Genomic DNA, 19,444 nt, shown 5'->3' with positions numbered 1-19,444 from the left:
CCTGCCCAGGGGAAGGTAGTGCATGAGGAGCGGGAGCGGTACCCGGATGACGGTGAAGAGAGCTTTGCGGCCGCCGTTCCCGTTTATGCTCCACTTCCTGCTCGCGATGATCCCCGTCGTCTGCCTGATCTCGTTCGTCGATTCTGCGGTGGTCGGACAGGAACTGGAAGAGAACACCCTGGAATCGCGGAACCAGACCGAGTCCGGAATCATCCTCTCGGTGAACTTGGTTGACACCGGGTTGAAGCTTTTCGACGACACCTTAAACCCCGAGATGCGGGAGGGGTTCGGCCCGGTCCTTGCCGAGTACGAGCGGGCGGGGCGGGGCCCGTCGAAGATGAACCTCTCCCGCGTCAAAAAGGAACTCGGGGAAGAGATGGATCTGTACATCATCAACGAGAGCGGCGTCGTCGAGTACACCACCTATCCTCCCGATCTGGGGTGCGACTTTAGGCCCTTCCCCTCCTTTTACGACCGGATCACGGAGATCCGGCTCGACGACGCCTTTTCGGCCGACAGGGTCGTCGCCGAGTTCTCCACCGGAGAGCTCTGGAAGTATGCGTATCTGCCCTCTCCCGACCACCGCTACCTCTTCGAGCTCGGCATTGTGGCATCCGAGTTTCAGCAATACCGCGTGGAACTGAAGTACCGGGACCTCGTCGGAGAGCTGGTGGACCTGAACCCGGAGATTACGGAGATCCGGATCTTCGACTGCGTGGGCACCAGGGTCACCGGTGAGTCTCATCCTGACGACGAGATGCGGCTGGCCGTGGTCCGGCAGGCATACCGGGAGAGGACCACGCTGGAGGTGGAAAACACCACCACGGGCGAGCTGGTCCGGTACCTCTTCATCGATCTGGCCGACGGCAATTATGCATCGGATATGAGCTTGATCGTCGAACTGACCTACAACACGAAGGCTGCGGAGACAAAACTCGCCGGGATACTCGATCGGCATACGGGCGTTCTGTTCGTTGCGATCCTCCGCATCGGTTGCCTCTCGCCCCTCGCCCCTCGCTGCGCATCACTTGACGCAGCCGATACGCACCCTCGTCGAGGACGTCGACGCCGTCGCCCGCGGCGATCTGGAGCGTCCCATACGGACGAGCGGGGACGAGAAGTTCGTACACCTCGCAAAGAGCGTCTCGGCGATGGTCGGATCCTTAAAGGAAACCATCCAGAAGATCCGGGAGTCGGAGGAGGAGATCGTCCGGCACAGCCGTGTCCTCGAAGAGCAGGTCAGGGAACGGACCGCCGCCCTCGAGGAGTCCAACCGGATGGCGACCCTCTATCTGGACATCATGGGGCACGACATCAACAACGCAAACAATGTCGCAAACCTCTACGCCGATCTTCTCCACGCCGAACTTGCGGGAGAGCCCGGGGTCGAGGTGCTCGGGAAGGCGAGGAAGGGGCTTACGAAGAGCATCGAGATCGTCCACAACGTCAACACCATCCAGCAGGCCCAGGGTGGCGTGCCGTCGCTCTGCCCGCTCGACCTTGATGTCGTTGTCAGGGCCGAGATCGAGCGCTCTTCCGTCCCAATAACCTATGCCAGCACCACGGTCACCGTCCTCGCCGACGGCCTCCTCTCCGAAGTCTTTGCGAACCTCATCGGCAACGCGGCGAAACACGGCGGTCCGGCTGCCGAGATCGCCGTCCGGGTCGAAGAACGCGGGGAGGAGACACTGGTCTCGGTCGAGGATACCGGCGGGGGCATCCCGGACGCGGTAAATGTCCGGCTCTTCGAACGGCTGGTTCGGGAACCCACGGCGTGGGAGGAACGGGACTTGGCCTCTACATCTGCCGGATGCTCGTCGAACGTTACGGCGGGAAGATATGGGCGGACGACCGGGTGGAAGGACGGCCGGAAGAGGGGGCGGCCGTCCGGTTCACCCTCCGCAAAGCCGCCTGACCTTACTCGACGATCTCCTGCACCCGCCCGACCTGCCCGTCGCGGAGCCGGACCTTGATCCCGTGGGGATGAAACGATGAGTTCGTCAGGATCTCGGCGACGACGCCCCGGGTGCGCTTCCTCGTCCGCTGGTCGCGTTTGAGCACGATATCCACCACCATCCCGGGTTTGATGGCGGCCCTGTTGCGTCCGTTCATGACAAAAGTTGAGGGGGGCTCACTCTTCCCCGTCGCCCTCTTCCGCTCCATCCCCGTTCCGCCCGGGGACGGCGGTTTTCATCTGCGGGAAGAGGAGGACCTCCTTGATCGAGTCCTTGCCGGTGAGGAGCATCACCAGCCGGTCGATGCCGATGCCCACGCCGCCCGTCGGGGGCATCCCGTAGCCGAGCGCGTTGATGAAGTCGTAGTCGATCATCTGCGCCTCGAGGTCGCCCTTCCGGCGTTTCGCGTCCTGCTGTTCGAGCCGGGCTTTCTGGTCGAGGGGGTCGTTTAACTCCGAGAAGCCGTTCGCCATCTCCATCCCGGCGATGAAGAGTTCGAACCGCTCCGTCAGCCCTTCTTTTGAGCGGTGCTTCTTTGCGAGCGGCGAGTTCTCGATCGGGAAGTCGTAGACGAACGTCGGCTGGATGAGGTGCTTCTCGCCGAAGTGCTCGAAGAAGAGGACCAGGTACTCGCCCCGGGTCGCGGCGCTCTCGCAGCCCTCGACGCAGTGCTCGAGGCCGAAGGCGTGGAGTTCTTCGAGGCTCATGGCCGGGAAGTCAATCCCGGCGTACTCCCGCACCGCCTCCTCCATCGTGAGGCGGCGCCAGGGCCGGGAGAAGTCGAGATCGTGCCCGGCAAACGAGCAGACGGTCGTCCCGAGCACCTTCTCCGCGAGGTGGGAGAGGATCTCCTCGGTGAGGTCCATCATGTCGTTGTAGTCGCGGTAGGCCTCGTAGACCTCTACCATCGTGAACTCGGGGTTGTGGTTGGTGTCGATATCTTCGTTCCTGAAGTTCTTCGCGATCTCGAAGACCTTATCGAACCCGCCGACGACCAGACGCTTGAGGTAGAGTTCCGGCGCGATCCGGAGGTAGAGTTTCTGGTCGAGGGCGTTGTGGTGGGTGGTGAACGGCCGGGCGTTCGCACCGCCGTAGATCGGCTGCAGGGTGGGCGTCTCGAACTCCAGGTAGTCGCGCTCGAAGAGGAACTGCCGCAGGAGGGAGATGATCCTGCTCCGCGCCCTGAAGGTCTCGCGGCTCTCGTCGTTCATGATCAGGTCAAGGTAGCGCTGCCGGTAGCGGGTCTCAACGTTCTTGAGCCCGTGGAACTTCTCGGGAAGCGGGCAGACCGATTTGGTGAGGAGTTCGAACCGGTCGACCCAGATCGTGATCTCGCCCATCTTCGTCCGGAAGACGTGGCCGACGACGCCGATGATGTCGCCGGCGTCGACGTACTGCTTGAAGAGGTCGAACTGCTCCTCCCCGAGGTCGTTCTTGCGCAGATACAGCTGGATCCTGCCGGTCGAGTCCCCGACGTCCGCGAAGATCGTCTTGCCGTGCTGGCGGACGACGTAGACCCGCCCCGCGGTGCTGACCTCCTCCTCGCTCTTATCGTGCTCGATCGTGGAGAACCGCTCCTTGATCTCCTCGACGGTATCCCTGCGGTCGAAGGTGTAGGGGTAGACCGTCACCCCGCGCTCGCGCAGTTCCTGTAACTTATCGATCTTTGCCGTGTCAAAACAGGTGTGATCCATATCGCTCATTGTGTAAATCGCTCCATTCTTCCTGCAGCCGTGCCCCTGTTCGGAAATCCGGGTCAGGCACCGATCCGGCGAGACCGGGCGGTGAAGTCGCCGGGAAATTCTATATAGTGTTCATCTCTGGGGGTATTAAATTGGCGACGCTCCGTGAGGAGCGGAGCAGGAGCACCGCAGGTGCGAGTGGCGACTGTCCGTAGGATGCGACTGCCGGAACGGCAGGAGCTTGAGAAGACGCGGAAGCGTCTTCGAGCAGGAGCCGAAGCACCGTAAGGCGCGAGTGGCGACGAACGACGGGCGGGGGTGGAGTGCGATGCTCCGCAGGAGCGGAGCAAGAGCACCAGAGGTGCGACTACGAGCGGCCGGAGTTTGAGCACCATCTGGTGGGAGGAGCGTAGTGCGACTGGCCGCAGGGCCAGATCCGTGCAGGAGAGACAGCGCGCCCAGGAGCAGCAGCGCAAGGGAGAGAATGGCGATCTGCTTCACGTAATTGCTCCCGCCGGTTGCAGGTACGGCTTGCGCCTGCCTTCCCGCTTTTTGGTTCATTTTGCTTCCCTCCTATGGTGGTTTCATGATCGTTCCGACAACCTGCATTTTCCCGGATCGCCCTCCCCTACGCTTTCACATCACCCTGTTCCATGAGAGAGGGGAGAGGGGCGCCGGTTCTGCTTCGGTCACTCCCATTCAGTCACATCCCCGTATGAGGGATAGAGGTAGAAGATCGTCTTATCGTCATAGGCCATCATCACCCTCTCGTTGTGATGATCGACGACCACAAACAGGCCCATGTATGGATTTACCGCCTGGTGATAGTCCTCCTCTTCAGGGAAGGGGTCCGATGTCCATGGGTGTCCCCTCCAGATCGTGGCGCTGCAGCGCCCTCTGCCGGTCTGCCTCTCCCGTTCGTCCACTTCGATGAAGAACGATAGTGACAGTTCATCGTTCCTGAACTCCACGTCGATGTGCTCCCGGTTCGGGTCCTCCTCCTCAAAGCCCGTCCGGATCGAAGTGATCTTCCAGCCCCCCTCAAGCAGAATCCCGGCCCGCGGGTCGGCAAGGACGATCTCGATCACCTCTGTCGCGTTGACATCGAACGTTCTCACCGGGATCTCGGAAGTATTGATCGGGATTAAGATGTTCCCCCGCTCGTAGTGAAGGATCGGGGTCGACGCGGCAGTTTTCGTGGTGTTCGTCTCCGGAAAGTCGATGCAACCGGCCCCGAACGCCAGAAGCAGCAGCACAAGGGAGAGAATGAAGACCTGCTTCATCCTGACACCTCCACCCTTTCATACCACTCTCTCCCGTATGAGGGGTAGAGGTAGAAGATCGTCGTATCGTTGTAGACCATCGTCACCCGATCGTTGTGGTGATCGAAGACATAGGTGTGGTAGAATGTCCGGTTCTGGTGGTAGTCTTCAGGATAGGGGCCTGCAAACGGCCCCCCAAGCCAGCGTGGGACGTTGCAGCGTCCCCAGCCGGTCTGCCCCTCCTGTTCGTCCACTTCAATGAAGAACGACGGTGACGGCTCGTCGCTTCGGAACTCTACGTCGACATGCGTCCTCAAGTCGTAATCAAAGCCTGTCCGGACCGAGGCGATCTTCCACCCGCCCTCAAGCAGAGCCCCGGCCCGCTGGTCGGCGAGGAGGATCTCGATCACCTCCGTGACGTTGGCGTCGAAACCCCTCACCGGAATCTCGGAGGTGTTGATGGGGATCGAGACATCCCCTCGCTCGTAGTGGAGGACCGGGGCGGGGGTGACGTTCTCCGTTGCATTCATCTCCGGGGAGCCGATGCATCCGGCCCCGAACGCCAGGAGCAGCAGCGCAAGGGAGAGAATGAAGATTCGCTTCATCCTGACGCCTCCACGCTTTCATACCACTCTCTCCCGTATGAGGGGTAGAGATAGATGATTGTCGCGCCCCTCTGTCCATTCCGGAACATTACAATGCCCCCAGATGGCGCGTGTCGCCTGTTTTCCCTACGGTTTCGTACCACTGTGTCCCGTACGATGGGTAGAGGTAGATGATCGTCGTTCCATTATAGACCATTGCCACCCTGTCGTTGTGGTGATCGTAAACATACCACCAGTTTGTGCCATCTCTCACCGCCTCGTCTTTGTGGTAGTCCTCGGGACGTGGACCTGCAAACGGCCCCCCAAGCCAGCGTGGGACGTTGCAGCGTCCCCAGCCGGTCTGCCCCTCCTGTTCGTCCACTTCAATGAAGAACGACGGTGACGGCTCGTCGCTTCGGAACTCTACGTCGACATGCGTCCTCAAGTCGTAATCAAAGCCTGTCCGGACCGAGGCGATCTTCCACCCGCCCTCAAGCAGAATCCCGGCCCGCTGGTCGGCGAGGACGATCTCGATCACCTCTGTTGCGTTGACATCGAACGTTCTCACCGGGATCTCGGAGACGTTGATGGGGATCGAGGTGTTTCCCTGCTCGTAGTGGAGGACCGGTGCGGGGGTGGCGTTTTCCGGTGTGCTGGTACACCCGGCCCCGAGCGCCAGGAGCAGCAGCACAACAAGGAGAACGGGTTTCTGTCTCATCCGGCTCTCTCCACGGGTATGGAGTCGTGCCCGTGAGGGGTTCTGGCCGGTCTCCGCCCGCCGGTAGTACCCGAACCGGACGGGGACGGCTGCCGGAGGCTGTACGTCATGATTGAGACTCGGCGTTCCTCTATAAACGATTTCTGTCTCACACGTCTACACGTTGAGACTGCCGGGTAGAATCCTTACCTGAAATCTACCGTAACAGGCTGGGAATTGAGACCGCGCCGGCATGGTAGTGTGTCACAGTTCCGGTTCGTTCCCCGGCTTGTATGACGGCTCTCCGGCCTGGCGGTGCCGTGCCCGATCACACCCCTGCCGCTCACGTACAGGACGCGAGCGATCTTGCGCCCCGGAGCGAGGAACTCCGGAGCATAAGTTCCTCCAGTGCAGCGGTGTGATCGGGGAGAACGGCCGGCCCATAGACCCCGTAGTAAACGATGAAATAATCGTCGTGTTCCGGGGATAGCGGCTTTTCAACGACGCCGAAGTAACCGGACGATGTTTCGCTCTCGTATTTCGTCACGGTGATGGGGCTAACGATCGGTGCGTCCGGCGATCTACCCGTTTCTCCCGGGAGGATCAACCCGGCGGAGGCGACGTTCCCGGACGACCGAAGGTAACTGCAGAGGTTCCCTTCCGCCCGCGCGAGATCTGCGTCATCATCGAAGTACCAGTTGACGACCAGATACCGGTCGCCCGACCCGGTGTCGAGATACACAGCGTGGCTGCAGTACGGGGAGAGATCCGGAAACGGGGGTGGGTATCCTTCTTCGATATCGCCTGACAACACGATATCCCCCTCGATCGTTCTGTTCACGACGACCGACCCGTTTTCCGCATACCCATACCCGGGCCGGGGGATATACCATTTTTGCAGGGCCCCGGGGGGAGGATGCCCGGGACCGATCGTGAGAAGATCGAGGAGCAAAAGGGCGCCGAAAGCACCGACGGCTATTAGGAGGAGAACGAGTGCGACCCTGCTGGTTCTATCATTTTGAAGGAACCTCATGCAGATCATCCGTCCGTCGTTCGGGGCGCCAACCGGGGATGGGGGGGTCCCGCGCATATCGGGATACCGGTTCCGGTATCCACGCTGGAGAGCTCAACGTTCTTCTATATCCCTTTTCTGTGACAATCATCTACACGTCAGACCCGTGCCGGACCACCCCCCCCGAAGACCGGCCTCTATATGCACGAAAACAGTGCCGCGCCGTCTGGTGAGAACCGCAGCCGAACGACCGCCACCCCCTCTCCCCTCCTCGCAGGCCGGCCCGTTGCGGGCAAGAAAAAGTCCGGCGCCAGATCACAATGCATAAGAAGGTTATACGAGTTATCCTCAATAGTGTGGGCATGCTACAGGATGCGGGGGGAGAGGCGGCGATAGAGGAACTTGCCGCCGTCATCGGCGAATGCCGGAAATGCCCCCTCTGGGAGAACACCCACCATGCGGTTCCGGGAGAGGGGAATCCCCGGGCCGACCTCATGTTCATCGGCGAAGCGCCGGGAAAACAGGAAGATCTCACCGGGAGGCCGTTTGTCGGTCGGGCGGGAAAACTCCTCGAAGGCCTCCTTTTGGGGATCGGTCTAACCCGTGACGATGTTTTCATCGCGAACATCGTCAAGCACCGGCCGCCCGGGAACCGCGATCCCCGCGAGGAAGAGATCCGGGCCTGCACCCCGTACCTCGAGGAGCAGATCCGGATCATCGGGCCGAAGGTGATCGTGATGCTGGGCCGGCACTCGAGCAGGTATATCCTCTCGTTCCTCTCCGTCGAGTTCGACCGGATCACGGAGATCCGGGGGACGGTCTACCGGGGCGTCCTCTTCGGCCACCCGGTCCGCCTCATCCCCACCCTCCACCCTGCCGCCGCGCTCTACAACCCGGGGTACCGGGAGTCCCTGGAAGAGGATTTCCGGGTCATCGGGCACGAACTCGCGGCGGCCGGAGACTTCACGACACAGGATTGAAGAAAATTATGGCAAAAGAGCGATCATGCGGGGCGGTTGTCGTCCGGCGGGATGCGGATCTCCAGTATCTCATCCTGCAGTACGGGGCCGGTCACTGGGATCTGGTGAAGGGACACGGCATACGCGGCGAGAGCGAGGAAGAGACGGTGCTTCGCGAACTTGAGGAGGAGACCGGGATCACCCGCGCGGAGTTCGTCCCCGGGTTTCGCGAGGAGGTGCACTACTTCTTCCAGCGCCGGGCGCATACGGTCTACAAGGAGGTCGCCTATTATCTGATCGAGACCCCGGTGGAGGAGGTGACGCTCTCGGACGAGCATATCGACTACCGGTGGCTCCCCTACGACGAGGCGCTGCAGACGATCACCTTCGCGAACTCAAGAAGAGTCGTCGAGGGGGCGCACGAGCACTTGACGGCACTTTGGGGCCGGAAGAGCGAGTGACTGAAAACCCCGCCAAATCCCCTTTTACAATTTTCTCTCCTCGGGAAGTTCTTTCACCTCCTGTCCAAGGAAGTAACTTACGACGGTCCTGATGGCGACGAGCGCCCCGAGGATGGTCAGATCCTCGAGTGTCGGTTCGAGGATCGTCTTTAAGACATCGGCGGCAACGAAGAACTCAAGACCGATCAGGATGCGCGTGGTGAAGAACCACCTGATGTCGTGGTAACTCTGCTTTCGGAGGCGCGTCTCCCGCGCCAGGAGCTCGATGATCGCGATCGCCGCTCCGTAGACGATAAAGAGCGCCCCGAACGTCCCGAGGACTATCTCGGCGATTCCGATGAACGTCTCGAGTACCATATGCCCCCGGCCGGGCATATCGGCGACGGGGGGCTTATACGTTACTGGGCCCGGGCTCTCAGGCGCTCTCCGGTTCCAGGGGCACGACGAAGCGGTAGCCGTTATACCGCTCGACCGTCACGGGGACGCCGTAGACCGCCTCGATGATCTCCGGCGTCACCACATCGGGGCCCCCTGCGGCATGGATGACGCCGTCCTTTAAGAGAATGAACCGGTCGGCGTAGCGAAGCGCCATGTTCAGGTCGTGCATCGTCATCACCGCGGCGACGTCGTGCTCCGTCGTCACGTGCCGGACGATCCCGAGGATCTCGATCTGGTTCTTGAGGTCGAGGCTGCTCGTCGGTTCGTCGAGGAGGAGCACCCGGGGCTCCTGCACAAGCGCTCTCGCGATGCTCACCTTCTGGAGCTCCCCGCCGCTCATCTCGTCGATGTAGCGCAGCTTCAGGTCCTCGAGGTGGAGCATCCGGACTGCTGCCTCGACGATCCGTATGTCCTTGTCCGTCACGTCCCACCCGATATGCGGCCGGCGGCCGAGGAGGACGGCGTCGAAGACGGTCAACCGGGCCGCCTCGCACCGTTGCGGGACGTAGCCGACCTTCCGTGCGATCTCCATCCTGTCCGCGGTGAGGAGGTCGGCCCCCTCGATGAGGACGGACCCGGCCTTCGGCCGCAGGATGGTGTTCATGCACTTCAAGAGCGTCGTCTTCCCGACACCGTTCGGGCCCAGGATCGCGAGAATCTGGTGCGGCGAGAGGTCGAACGTGATATCCCGGATGACCGAAGCGCTCCGGTAATTGAACGCCACGCCGTCGACGTCGAGGATCATCGCCGGTACCCCCTAAGCAGCAGGTAGATGAAGACCGGTGCGCCCAGGAATGCCGTGAGCACGGCTACCGGGAGGATGTAGGGGGCCACGATGACCCGGGCGACCGTGTCCGAGGCGAGAAGGAGGATCCCGCCCATGACGCAGGAGCCCGGGATCAGGAAGCGCTGGTCGTCGCCGATGAGCCTCCTCACCATGTGCGGGCAGACGAGCCCCACGAAGCCGATGACCCCGAGGAACGAGACGATCACGGCGGATACGAGCGCCGCAACGACCATCCCGATATCCCGGATCGCCTCGACGCTGACGCCGAGACCCTTCGCGGTCTCGTCGCCGGCGTCGATCGCGTTGTAGTTCCAGCGGTTCGCGATGAAGTAGAGCGAGGCCGCCGCGGTCACGAAGGCCATGATCCCGAGTTCCTGCCAGCTGGCCCGGCCGACGTCGCCGAACGTCCAGAAGACGACCGCGGCGAGCTGGGTGTCGTCGGCGAAATACTGCAGAAACATCGTCCCCGCCGTGAAGAGCGAGGAGAGGGCGACGCCGGCGAGCACCATCACCTCGGGGGAGGCCCCGCGTATCCGGGATATGAGCAGGATCACGGCTGTCGCAAGGAGACAGAAGATGAACGCCATTAGCGTCGTCACGTAGGGGTTGTTCAGGGTGACGGCGTCGGCGACTGAGGAGTGCATCTGCCCGGTGCCGAGGACGATGACCGAGACGGCCGCCCCGAAGGCGCCGGCGTTCGAGATGCCGAGCGTGAACGGCGATCCGAGCGGGTTACGAAGGATCGACTGCATGGCGACCCCGGCCACCGAGAGCCCCACCCCGGCGACGATCGCGGCAAGCGCCTGCGGGAGGCGGATGTTCCAGACGATCCGGTCGGTGCTGGAGGGGTTGAGGACGGTGCCGGGATTGAGGAGGAGGTGTATCCGGTCGACGATGCCGTTCACGATGGAGAGGAAGACCTCGTATGGGGGGATGCTCACCGCGCCGACCGATATGGATACGATCAGGAGGAGGAAGAGGAGGACCACTCCACCGAGTATCCAGAGGTGCTTTCGGCGCACGTAGCCCATGTAGTCGGCGGGGATGGCCCCGTCTGCAAAGTGCATCTCGTCATATCCTCCTGATCGAGCCCGGCATCAGAGCGGGATCTCCTTAAAGCCGAGGTTCCGGTACTCGCTGTTGTGCTCGTCGAAGACCGGTTTGCCGACGAAGAAGGTGTAGATCTCGTCGGCTTTCTCCTCCGGGTCGACGTCGGCGAACCGGTCGGGGTAGAGGGTCTTGCCGATGAAGTAGGCGTCGGCAAGGATGGTCTCGTAGTTCACGTTGTAGAAGTTGTACGGGAGGACGCCGTAGACCCGGCCTTCCTTTGCGGCAGTGAGCCCCTGGAGCGCAGGATCGTTCTTCAGTTCCCCGATCGCCCCGTCGTTTTCGAGCTGGATCGTGCCGAGGTCGACGAAGATGTACCCGGGATCCCAGTCGACGAGCGCCTCTTTCGCGACGTCGGCGTGGGCGGTGCCGAGTCCGGCCGCGGCGTTCTTTGCGTTGACCCAGAGGAATGGCGGGTAGGCAGGTTCGGTGGAGATGATGCCGTGGGCGCCCGCCGAGGAGACGCCGCCGATGTAGGCAGTCTTTTGCTCGCTCTCGGGGATATCGGCGGTTCTGCTCTCAAGGTCGGCGATCGTCGCCTCGATGTAGGCGATCACCTCTTCAGCCCGGTCTTCTTTCTCGAGCACCCCGCCCATCGTGCGGAGCCCGGCATACATCTCGGCCTGCTCGGCGTCGTTCCGGAGCGAGCCGTAGGGGAACGCCACGACCGGTATGCCGGTTCTCTCCTGAAGTTTGTCGGCCTCGGGGCCGCTGGTGCTGTACGCCGTTCCGGTGGAGCCGGTCTTGAAGATGACCGCGGGGCCTATTCCGAGGATCTTCTCGGGGTCGTCCTTGCCGCGGAACTCACCGATCAGGGGAAGGTCTTTGAACTGCGCCCCGTAGGCGAGGGCGTAAGGACGGCCTTCCATGGGCTGATCTTTCTTCTCCTGGTCGTCGACGCCGACGGCGAGGTCCTGGCTCTGCAGGTAGACGAGGTAGCGGAGACCACCGGACCCCGAGCAGACGACGGTCTCCGGCGGCGACGGGACGGCGACCGCCCGGCCGAAGCCGTCGGTGATCGTGACGGTCTCGCCGGCGCCGGCCGGGCCAGCCCCGGTGCCGGTGCATCCGGCGGCGGTTATAAGCACAATGAGGGCCGCAAGCACTGCGGCTGTGAGGGCTCCTCTATATCGGAACGGCGGCATACTAATATCAGTAATAGTAACACTGTTTCTTATAGTTATCGAATTACCCTCTATCGAGTGTGACTTAATTCTGATTCGTAATACCTGCGCCGATAATCGATCGGATCGGTGCAGCACCCCCGGGTTTGGCGGACTCCTCCGGCCGGCATGCCTGGGGCGTGGAAGAAGGATACCGTGCCCGGGCTCCGGCTACACCGGCCGGGGGGAAGAAGTGGGATCCCACCTGCTGCACGCATGGTTTTCTTCCACTTCCGCCGCCCCTGTTCGATCCCGGGTTACAGCGGGATCTGCGCGAACCCGAGGGTCCGGTACTGTCCGTTCAGGTCGCCGAAGACTGGCTTCCCGATGAAGAAGGTGTAGATCTCGTCCGCCTTCTCCTCCGGGTCGATGTCGGCAAACCGGTCGGGATACAGGGTCTTGCCGATGAAGTAGGCGTCAGCGAGCACGGTCCCGTAGTTCGTGTTGTAGAAGTTGTACGGTAAAACGCCGTAAACCCTGCCCTCCTTCGATGCTGAGAGCCCCTGGAGCGCGGGATCGTCCTTCAGTTCCCCGATCGCCCCGTCGCTCTCCATCTGGATTGTGCCGACGTCGATGAAGATGTACCCGGGGTTCCAGTCGACGAGCGCCTCTTTCGCGACATCGGCGTGGGCCGTGCCGAGTCCGGCCGCGGCGTTCTTTGCGTTGACCCAGGCAAAGGGCGGGTAGGCGGGCTCTGTGGAGATGATGCCGTGGGCGCCCGCCGAGGAGACGCCGCCGATGTAGACCGTCTTTTGCTCGCTCTCGGGGATGTCGGCAGTCCGGGCTTCAAGGTCGGCGATCGTCGCCTCGATGTAGGCGATCACCTCTTCGGCCCGGTCCTGTTTCCCGAGCACCTCGCCCATCGTGCGGAGCCCGGTGTACATCTCGGCCTGCTCGGCGTCGTTCCGGAGCGAGCCGTAGGGGAACGCCACGACCGGGATGCCGGTCTTTGCCTCGAGTTTATCTGCATCACCGGCACTGGTCGCGTATGCCGTTCCGGTGGACCCGGTCTTGAGGATGACCTGCGGGCCTATCCCGAGGATCTTCTCGGGGTCGTCCTTGCCGCGGAACTCACCGATCAGGGGGAGGTCTTTGAACTGTGCCCCGTAAGCGAGGGCGTAGGGCCGGCCTTCGATTGCCCGCCCCTCCTTCTCGATATCGTCGACGCCGACGGCGAGGTTCTGGCTCTGCAGGTAGACGAGGTAGCGGAGGCACCCGGAACCCGAGCAGACGACGCTCTCCGGGGGCGACGGGACGGTGACGGTTCTGCCGAACCCGTCGGTGATCGTGACGGTCTGGTCGGTGCCGCCCTGGACGATCCCGGTGCCGGTGCATCCGGCGGCGAGCATGACAAGAACGAGGGCCGCAATGACTGCGGCCGTGAGCAATCCGGTATATCTCGAGGTATACATACGATCAAGGATGATCGTAGCACCCGTTATTATGTCTTTCTAAATTTAGTTTATCTGGTGAGAATAAATTTGCAATAGTTCAGAGTGGCTGATCGTGGATCCTGCCTGGCTCCAGACTCGAGTTCCGGGAGTCTTTGCCGGTTTGCGGCACCTGTCCCGCTGCATGTTTCACTACCAGGTGGAAATCGGGCTTGTTCTCCTGAGACGGATAACTATTATGGGCGACCCGACCAACCCCTGCAACAGGACGCCGGTCATGCACCCGGCATGACCGGCTATTGTGAGGAATACCCATGCCGGAGAGGATGTTAACCGAATCTGAGGGATACCGGCTGCTGGACTCGTGCGGGATACCCGTGCCGCCCCACCATCTGGCTACCAGCGCCGCCGATGCACGGGCGGCCGCCGGGCGAATCGGCTATCCCGTCGTCATGAAGGTCATCTCGCCGGAGATCGTCCACAAAAGCGATGTCGGCGGAGTCATCACCGGGATCGAGAGCCCTGATGAGGCCGAAGAGGCGTTTGGGACAATCACGCAAAACGCCGCCGCCCGTGCACCGGAGGCGCCGGTCACCGGGATCATCGTCGAGAAGCAGATGCCCCCGGGGCTGGAGGTGCTGATCGGCGGAAAGACCGACCCGTCGTTCGGGAAGGTCATCACGTTCGGTCTCGGGGGGAAACTGGTGGAACTCCTCGAAGACGTCTCCATCCGCGTGCTGCCCGTCACCGACGCCGAGATCCGTGCCATGATCCGCGAGATCGAGGGGTACCGGCTCATCCGGGGATACCGGGGAGAGTCTCCGAAGGACGAGGAGGCGCTCGTCCGCGTCATCGCCGCGATGGCACAGGCCTTCATCGAAGATCCCCGGATCCGGGAGTTCGACCTGAACCCCGTCATCGTGTATGAGAAAGGGGTCAGCGTCGTCGACGCGAGGATCATCGTCGGGGATACCGCCGGGGCCGCATCCGCCCGCCTCAGGTCCGGGCGTCCCCGGAGATCTTCTACCCGGGATCAATCGCCGTGATCGGCGCCTCCGCGAGCCCGAACAAGGTGGGCTACTCGGTTCTGCGCAACCTCCTCTCGTTCCCCGGGAACCTCTATCCGGTCAACCCGGGGCGGACGGAACTCTTCGGGCGAAAGACCTACCCATCCGTTCTGGATATCCCGGGCCCGGTCGACTGGGCGGTCGTCGCCGTGCCCGCCCGCATCGTCCCGGAGGTGATGGAGGAGTGCGGGAAGAAAGGTGTCCGTCTCGCAGTCATCGTCACCGCCGGGTTCCGCGAGATCGGCGGGGAAGGCACAGCGCTCGAAGAGAAAGTCACGGCGATCGCAAAGCGGCACTCCATCAGGATCATCGGCCCGAACTGTCTCGGGATCATGATGCCTCACATGGGGATCAACGCTACGTTCGACCCCGTCTCGCCGAGGCCGGGAGATGTCGCCTTCATCTCCCAGAGCGGCGCGATCATCACCACCGTCGTCGACTGGAGCCTCCCTGAAGAGTTCGGGTTCTCGACCGTCATCAGCGTCGGCAACCAGGCGGATCTCGGGTTCGAGCACTTTCTCCGGTTCGCCGAACAGGACGAAAAGACACGGTCGGTCACCCTCTACGTCGAGGAGATCCAGGACGGGCGCGGGTTTATGCAGATCGTCGGCGAGGTCGCCGCGAGAAAGCCGGTGGTGGCGGTGAAGTCCGGGTCGTCCCGGAAGGGGCGGGCCGCGGCATCGTCCCACACCGGGTCGCTTGCCGGGAGTTACGACGTCTACGTCGCGGCGTTCCGGCAGGCGGGAGTGATAGTGGCCCGGAGCCTGCGGGACGCTTTCAACCTGGCCGAACTCCTGGCTTCCGAAGGCTACCCGAAGGGGAAGCGCGCGATCGCCGTCACCAGTGCGGGGGGGTTTGCCGTCCTCGCCTCCGACTACGCCGAGGCCTACGGGGTCGATATGGTCGACCTCCCCGACGACGTGCTCCGCGAGTTGAACGCGTTCCTCCCGCCGTTCTGGAACCACGCAAACCCCATGGACATCCTCGGGGATGCCGACGCCACCCGGTTCGCCGCTCTCTTCGACGTGCTGATACGGCACCAGGACTTCTGGGATATCGTGTTCGTGATCGCCGTGCCGACCACGCTCGTTGATCCGGCGCACGTCGCGAACGAGATCGTCCGGCTTTCCCGGAACACGGAGAAGATGGTGGTGGGCTGCATGCTCGGCGGCGACAGCATCAGGAGCGGGCTGCGCATCCTCCGGGGCTCCCGGATCCCGAACTTCGAGGAGCTCGAGGATGCGTTCAAGGCGGTGGGCAGTATCCTCGAGGTCGTGGCCGTCCGGCAGCCGTGAAGGGGTTCTGTTCCCCGTGCGACGGGCGGCAGCGTCCGCACTCTCCCCGTATCTCCCGGAAACCTTTTATATAACTGCCCCGTATCCCGGCTCATCGGAACGGGTTCCATCACCCGGGAGATGAATACGGATGTTGTTTGAGAAGATTAAGTCCGATATCCTTGCTCACAACTCATACATCATCGGAGCGGGCGGGGAGGCGGCGGTCATCGATCCGAGGCGCGACTGCCTGGTCTACGCGACCGTCGCCGAACGCGAGGGCATGAAGATCACGAAGATCTTCGAGACGCACAAAAACGAGGATTACGTCATCGGCTCCCGGGAGCTCGCCCGTCCGACCGGGGCGGAGATCCTGCACGGCGCGCGGGAGGAGTTCGGGTTCGGCACCGGCGTCCGTGAAGGGGAGACGTTTACGGTCGGCTCGCTCGAGCTCGAGGTCCTGGAGACGCCCGGCCATACCATAGAGAGCATATCGCTCCTGCTCCGCGACCGATCGGTCTCCGATGACCCCCTGATGGTCTTTACCGGCGATGCGCTCTTTGCCGGGGATGTGGGGAGGACCGATCTCGCCGGCGAGGATATGCGGCGGGAGGCCTCAGAGATGCTGTATGAGAGCCTGCACCAGAAGATCCTCCCGCTCCCCGACAGCACGATCGTCTGCCCCGCCCACGGCGCGGGATCCGTCTGCGGAGGGAACATCAGCGACCGGGAGTACACGACCATCGGTTTTGAGAAGGTGACGAACGGGCTGCTCTCCCTCTCGAAGGATGAGTTCGTCGAGCGCAAGGTAAGTGAGCGACTCTACGAACCGCCGTACTTTACGATGATGCGCAAGCTCAACCGGGAAGGACCGCCCCTGATCTACAACCTGCCGCACCTTCGGGCGTATTCGCCAAGGGAGATTCGCTCGCTCATGGATCAGAGGGTGCAGATCGTCGACATCCGGTCGCCGACGAGTTTTGCCGGCGGTCACATCCCCGGAGTCCTCAGCATCTGGCGGAACGGCCTGCCCCTCTACATGGGCTACTACTTAAACTACGAGGACCCGATCGTCCTCGTGGACGACTTCAACCTGGACCTGGATCACGCGGTGCGCCACTTCGTCCGGCTCGGCTACGACAACATCGCCGGATACCTTGCCGGCGGGTTTGCGGCCTGGTTCAAGCAGGGCGAGATCATCGAGCGCTCCGGCACCTGGTCCCCACCCGACCTCGCCGAGAACCTGGACGACCCTGCGGTCTGGGTGCTCGACGTCAGGAACATCAATCACCGCGAAGAGGACGGCTACATCCAGGGGTCGCACCACATCTATGTCGGGCACCTCGAGGAGCATATCGAGGAGATCCCGGAGGATAAGCGGATCGTCGTCCACTGTGACGCCGGGTACAAGGGGAGCCTTGCGGCGAGCATCCTGGAGAAGCACGGGTTCCGGCACGTCACCAACCTGCTCGGCGGGACCATCGGCTGGAGGGCGGCGAATTATCCGTTGATCAAGGACGAGGAGGAGCCTCTTTACGCCGCTCCGGCGATGTAGGGGGCCATGCTCCCAGGGAGTGGTTGTGGGTCAGGGATGACCCATACGCATTTTGTGCAAGTGCCCGGTGACACATGACAATCGGAACCCGGAAATGCCGGGTGAGGTACAATTCGGCATGAAGTTCAGGGGCTCGTGGTGGGGTCCGGGGTTGAACCTCCATAACGGACGGGGTGGCTGGCCCGGATCCCGGCGATGCCTTCTCCTGTCTCCCGCAACGTCTCCCCCGGAGAGCGGCGCTGATGGAGGTGGTCGGCGGAGGGTGAAGAACGCGTTCCTCCTCGGCCGTTCCCTCTTGCCGGAGATGGGCCTCTTTTTTTGCGAGACGGATGCGACCGGCGCGGGCGGTCAGGATACCGGTTCGGCGGAAGGGCGCGCCAGAGTGAGAAAATCTACCCGGTCGAAATCCCGGTCATTCGTGGCGAAATAGTCGATGTGGTGATTGCGTGCAGACGCAACATGCAGAGCATCAGAGAAGAGCAGTCCATACCGTTGCGAGATCAGGAGCGTATCGTCCGGAAGATCCCGGGTTCAAGAAACACCGTTCCCTCTTCCAGGTCGGCTAAGTACAATTCTTCGAGGTCTTTCTCGGCCAGTTTCAGGATGTATTCTTCAGGAGCAGGGAGTTTTGTCATTTTAGGGTGTTTCCTCAACCTGACTGCCACTCGTTCTTCCCCGGGTTTCGGGGGTCGGTCGAGCTGGATTGTCGTGTCGTCGATCAGTCTTCCGTCGACTTCTACCGGCATTGCCCCCACTCCATGGATCACTATTGCCGCCGGGAAAATTAAAGGTTCTTCGCTCCCGTGTGCGGGTATCCGGTGCGGCCGCTGCTGGACCGCATTTGCTCTCTGACCTCATCGATAGTGAAGGGTTCTTTCTTACTATGGATTATGAGATGGCAATTCGGGCATACGGGGCGTAGATCCCGTACAGGTTGATCTCGTACTCCTTTCGTATTGTTGATAGAGGCACGAGGTGATGCACGTGGATTTTATTCTGCCCTATCGGCCCGTACACCTTCTCAAAATCAAAACCACAGACGGCGCATCGACACCCATAATGACCGATACATTCGGCTCGTGCCTTCTTGTCCCGCTCGTAACTGTTTACAACGATTTTACTCACGGCACCTTCAAAGAGAATGACGCTATCCTGAACGGTCAACTCTCCAGGATAAACGATTTCATAGTCTTCCTGACCAAAAACTCGCTTATACGCCTCCGCAAGTTCAGGCCGCATGATCCAGGAACACGTTTTGTTATCTTTATCGTAGCCCAAAAAGGGGACATGCCACCACCGGATCGATCCATCTTCTCTTGTAGGGGGCTGGACTCCTGTTCTGGCAATCACACGTTTGCTGAATCGAGGAATTTGTGAGTTCAGTGTCGCGTGATGGGGGAGGTTGAGTTTTAACGCAATCTCTTTTGCATGCATCTCCCGATTTCTGCTCTCATAAATGAGCTTTAAAACCTCCAGGTCATTTTTCCGGGTGACTTCGCTATCTCTGAGCAATTCAGCCCATACTTCGGCGCTTATCTCAACCGGATCATCATAATATCTCACACAACCCCCTCCACAACCGCGATCTCCTCCTCCGTGAGCCCGTACAACTCATACACCAGCCTATCGATCTGCCGGTCGGTCGCGTCGAGCATCCCGGCGAGCACCTCCTTCTCGTGCGAGACCTTCGCCGCCGCGAGGCGTTTGTTCAGGTCGAGCATCTGCTCCACGAGGGTAACCATCCGATCATGACGGGCGACATCGGAGGGGTTGGCGGGGTTGATGGGACGGATGGGGATGTGCTTGATGAACCTCGCCTCACAACTGAACCAACCCCCGCGCATCTTCGTCGAAAATTGCTGTAAAAACCAATTCGTCAGCTTACTGTTCAGTATGCCTAGGACGAAGTTCTGCGAGCAGCCTTGTGCAATCAGTATGCCGTAGCCCCCAGCAGCACCACCAGTAAAGAAAATCTCTCCAGTTTCATCAATGGAAAATGATACCTGGGATACTAGGTCAGGAGTGAATATTTTCGGCAACGGCATGACAT

Annotated in this window: 21 protein-coding genes and 2 pseudogenes; 6 read left to right on the top strand and 17 right to left on the bottom strand. The window is 61.6% G+C overall.

Annotation, left to right across the window (positions count from 1 at the left end):
• Positions 1 to 213: hypothetical protein (locus tag EI28_RS14795; RefSeq protein WP_231476631.1), on the bottom strand; the 213-nt coding region annotated here is incomplete at its 3' end.
• A 49-nt stretch (positions 214 to 262) separates the two neighbouring features.
• The gene (locus EI28_RS14790; protein WP_231476630.1) at positions 263 to 958 is read right to left on the bottom strand and encodes a hypothetical protein; all 696 of its coding nucleotides are present in this window, start codon (positions 956 to 958) and stop codon (positions 263 to 265) included.
• Positions 959 to 1,151: 193 nt separating this feature from the next.
• Here EI28_RS14790 and EI28_RS14785 point away from each other — a divergent pair.
• Positions 1,152 to 1,915 (top strand): annotated as a pseudogene (locus EI28_RS14785) (sensor histidine kinase).
• A 2-nt stretch (positions 1,916 to 1,917) separates the two neighbouring features.
• Here the strand turns inward: EI28_RS14785 and EI28_RS06890 are convergent.
• From EI28_RS06890 to EI28_RS06865, 6 genes are all read right to left on the bottom strand, one after another.
• On the bottom strand, positions 1,918 to 2,112 hold the full coding sequence (locus tag EI28_RS06890) for a YwbE family protein (RefSeq protein ID WP_048113775.1): 195 nt from the start codon (positions 2,110 to 2,112) through the stop codon (positions 1,918 to 1,920).
• A gap of 19 nt (positions 2,113 to 2,131) precedes the next feature.
• Entirely contained in the window at positions 2,132 to 3,658 is a 1,527-nt protein-coding gene (gene lysS / locus EI28_RS06885; protein ID WP_048113773.1) for a lysine--tRNA ligase, read from the bottom strand.
• A 668-nt stretch (positions 3,659 to 4,326) separates the two neighbouring features.
• On the bottom strand, positions 4,327 to 4,920 hold the full coding sequence (locus EI28_RS06880; protein ID WP_048113771.1) for a hypothetical protein: 594 nt from the start codon (positions 4,918 to 4,920) through the stop codon (positions 4,327 to 4,329).
• Positions 4,917 to 5,504, bottom strand: a complete 588-nt coding sequence (locus EI28_RS06875) for a hypothetical protein (RefSeq protein ID WP_048113769.1) — start codon at positions 5,502 to 5,504, stop codon at positions 4,917 to 4,919. Before EI28_RS06875 ends, EI28_RS06880 begins: the two co-directional genes overlap by 4 nt.
• Positions 5,505 to 5,592: 88 nt before the next feature.
• A complete protein-coding gene (locus tag EI28_RS06870) occupies positions 5,593 to 6,201 on the bottom strand; it encodes a hypothetical protein (RefSeq protein ID WP_048113767.1) in 609 nt (202 codons plus the stop codon).
• 322 nt (positions 6,202 to 6,523) lie between these two features.
• The gene (locus tag EI28_RS06865; protein WP_155937286.1) at positions 6,524 to 7,213 is read right to left on the bottom strand and encodes a hypothetical protein; all 690 of its coding nucleotides are present in this window, start codon (positions 7,211 to 7,213) and stop codon (positions 6,524 to 6,526) included.
• Between the two features lie 341 nt (positions 7,214 to 7,554).
• Here EI28_RS06865 and udg point away from each other — a divergent pair, with 341 nt between their 5' ends.
• Together udg and EI28_RS06855 are read left to right on the top strand one after the other, a co-directional pair.
• A complete protein-coding gene (udg, locus tag EI28_RS06860; protein ID WP_048113763.1) occupies positions 7,555 to 8,172 on the top strand; it encodes a type-4 uracil-DNA glycosylase in 618 nt (205 codons plus the stop codon).
• A gap of 8 nt (positions 8,173 to 8,180) precedes the next feature.
• Entirely contained in the window at positions 8,181 to 8,612 is a 432-nt protein-coding gene (locus EI28_RS06855) for a bis(5'-nucleosyl)-tetraphosphatase (protein WP_048113762.1), read from the top strand.
• A gap of 24 nt (positions 8,613 to 8,636) precedes the next feature.
• On the opposite strand, the gene EI28_RS06850 is transcribed toward EI28_RS06855, so the two are convergent.
• The 5 genes from EI28_RS06850 to EI28_RS06830 form a co-directional block, all read right to left on the bottom strand.
• Positions 8,637 to 8,969: a DUF1622 domain-containing protein gene (locus EI28_RS06850; RefSeq protein ID WP_048113760.1), complete on the bottom strand. Its 333-nt coding sequence runs from the start codon at positions 8,967 to 8,969 to the stop codon at positions 8,637 to 8,639.
• A 58-nt stretch (positions 8,970 to 9,027) separates the two neighbouring features.
• Positions 9,028 to 9,795 (bottom strand): ABC transporter ATP-binding protein, encoded by a 768-nt coding sequence (locus tag EI28_RS06845; protein ID WP_048113758.1) that lies wholly within the window; start codon positions 9,793 to 9,795, stop codon positions 9,028 to 9,030.
• On the bottom strand, positions 9,792 to 10,904 hold the full coding sequence (locus EI28_RS06840; RefSeq protein WP_048113757.1) for an iron ABC transporter permease: 1,113 nt from the start codon (positions 10,902 to 10,904) through the stop codon (positions 9,792 to 9,794). Before EI28_RS06840 ends, EI28_RS06845 begins: the two co-directional genes overlap by 4 nt.
• A gap of 30 nt (positions 10,905 to 10,934) precedes the next feature.
• The gene (locus EI28_RS06835; protein WP_048113756.1) at positions 10,935 to 12,089 is read right to left on the bottom strand and encodes an iron ABC transporter substrate-binding protein; all 1,155 of its coding nucleotides are present in this window, start codon (positions 12,087 to 12,089) and stop codon (positions 10,935 to 10,937) included.
• A 275-nt stretch (positions 12,090 to 12,364) separates the two neighbouring features.
• The gene (locus tag EI28_RS06830) at positions 12,365 to 13,519 is read right to left on the bottom strand and encodes an iron ABC transporter substrate-binding protein (protein WP_048113755.1); all 1,155 of its coding nucleotides are present in this window, start codon (positions 13,517 to 13,519) and stop codon (positions 12,365 to 12,367) included.
• A gap of 305 nt (positions 13,520 to 13,824) precedes the next feature.
• Here EI28_RS06830 and EI28_RS15455 point away from each other — a divergent pair, with 305 nt between their 5' ends.
• The 3 genes from EI28_RS15455 to EI28_RS06820 all read left to right on the top strand — a co-directional run bounded on the left by EI28_RS15455 (position 13,825) and on the right by EI28_RS06820 (position 17,394).
• Positions 13,825 to 14,544, top strand: coding sequence for an acetate--CoA ligase family protein (locus EI28_RS15455; protein ID WP_369792263.1), 720 nt, complete (start codon positions 13,825 to 13,827; stop codon positions 14,542 to 14,544).
• Positions 14,541 to 15,860, top strand: a complete 1,320-nt coding sequence (locus EI28_RS15450; protein ID WP_369792262.1) for an acetate--CoA ligase family protein — start codon at positions 14,541 to 14,543, stop codon at positions 15,858 to 15,860. Before EI28_RS15455 ends, EI28_RS15450 begins: the two co-directional genes overlap by 4 nt.
• 130 nt (positions 15,861 to 15,990) lie before the next feature.
• Positions 15,991 to 17,394, top strand: a complete 1,404-nt coding sequence (locus tag EI28_RS06820) for a rhodanese-like domain-containing protein (RefSeq protein ID WP_048113754.1) — start codon at positions 15,991 to 15,993, stop codon at positions 17,392 to 17,394.
• Positions 17,395 to 17,742: 348 nt separating this feature from the next.
• Here the strand turns inward: EI28_RS06820 and EI28_RS13475 are convergent, their stop codons facing one another.
• From EI28_RS13475 to EI28_RS06805, 4 genes and pseudogenes are all read right to left on the bottom strand, one after another.
• Positions 17,743 to 17,859 carry a hypothetical protein gene (locus EI28_RS13475; protein ID WP_231476632.1) on the bottom strand — a complete coding sequence of 39 codons (117 nt, stop codon included), beginning with the start codon at positions 17,857 to 17,859 and terminating at the stop codon, positions 17,743 to 17,745.
• 35 nt (positions 17,860 to 17,894) lie between these two features.
• Positions 17,895 to 18,140, bottom strand: coding sequence for a hypothetical protein (locus EI28_RS06815; protein ID WP_048113753.1), 246 nt, complete (start codon positions 18,138 to 18,140; stop codon positions 17,895 to 17,897).
• A 142-nt stretch (positions 18,141 to 18,282) separates the two neighbouring features.
• Positions 18,283 to 18,957: a hypothetical protein gene (locus EI28_RS06810; protein ID WP_197018469.1), complete on the bottom strand. Its 675-nt coding sequence runs from the start codon at positions 18,955 to 18,957 to the stop codon at positions 18,283 to 18,285.
• Positions 18,954 to 19,444 (bottom strand): annotated as a pseudogene (locus EI28_RS06805) (TaqI-like C-terminal specificity domain-containing protein); the annotation flags it as partial. The gene EI28_RS06810 and the pseudogene EI28_RS06805, both read right to left, overlap by 4 nt.

Source organism: Methanoculleus sp. MH98A (genome assembly GCF_000691865.1).
GTDB lineage: Archaea > Halobacteriota > Methanomicrobia > Methanomicrobiales > Methanoculleaceae > Methanoculleus.
This window is presented reverse-complemented; position numbering and strand designations above follow the sequence as displayed.